Here is an 841-nt window from a genome sequence, read left to right on the forward strand (position 1 = left end):
TTTATTTGTTTGTGTTTAGTGTGACGTCGACCACCGGAATCTAAATCTGTTATAGCCTCGGCGGCGTCAGATGTGGATAAGGGACAGTCGTAGTGCACGCCGCTGGGGCGGTTCTGGAACGCTCTGCGGGGAATCCCGAGCTGCTGCGCCAGCGCATGCAGCTCGGGCAAGGTGTCGGCCATCAGATGCGCCCAGCGCTCGCCGCGCCAGGGGTGTACCGCATCGTCGATATAGACCGTCACGTTCGGCCCTGGACTCAGGCCTTGGGCTTGTCGTCAGCGTCGACTTCAGCGGCCGGCACTTCTTCGGCAATGGCGACGGCGTCGTCAGCCACGTCAGTGGCCTCTTCACCTTCAATGCCTTCAAACTCGGCAACCAGCCCGGCCAGATAGTCGTCGGCGGTCTTGCCTTCGTCGGCGGCCAGGTCGTCGATCATCTGCTGCAGCGCTGCGGAGTACTCCAGGGTGACCTTGCGGCCTTCCTTCTCCTGCACATTGGCCAGGTGCTTGAGCATGGCCAGCATCGGCACCGGGTTGTCGGCATTGCCCATGGTCTGGCCACCGATGGCCAGCAGCCATTCATTGCCCTGCATGCCGATCGCGGCAACAACCTGGCCTTCTTCATTCACCAGCACAGCGTGGTTCTGCACCTGCTGCTGGCCGTTGAGACGGGCGAATGGACGGCGCGGGGCCTGCTTCTTGCGCTTGTCGCGCTTGGCTTTGGAGAGCTTGGACATGAGATTCGGCTAGTGGAAAACGATGCCTATTGTAGGCGCCAAGCCGGTTTGGCGTTTGGGAGGGCCGGGCGGGGAGGTTTCATCCTGTGCGCTGAAGCCTGGAAG

The 841-nt window shown here is 61.7% G+C and carries 2 protein-coding genes; both read right to left on the reverse strand.

The window, feature by feature from the left end; translation table 11 throughout:
- A partial coding sequence (locus tag ABB27_RS19500) for a DUF4031 domain-containing protein (RefSeq protein WP_152984705.1) occupies positions 1-242 on the reverse strand: 242 nt, incomplete at its 3' end.
- Positions 243-256: 14 nt separating this feature from the next.
- Positions 257-736, reverse strand: coding sequence for a hypothetical protein (locus ABB27_RS19075; protein WP_057630897.1), 480 nt, complete (start codon positions 734-736; stop codon positions 257-259).
- Positions 737-841: the final 105 nt, after the last annotated feature.

Source organism: Stenotrophomonas terrae (genome assembly GCF_001431465.1).
In the GTDB taxonomy this organism is placed as follows: domain Bacteria; phylum Pseudomonadota; class Gammaproteobacteria; order Xanthomonadales; family Xanthomonadaceae; genus Stenotrophomonas; species Stenotrophomonas terrae.

What these genes read in the sequence shown, in the direction of transcription:
- ABB27_RS19075 (WP_057630897.1), bottom strand. Translation starts at nt 736, where the DNA reads ATGTCCAAGCTCTCCAAAGCCAAGCGCGACAAGCGCAAGAAGCAGGCC.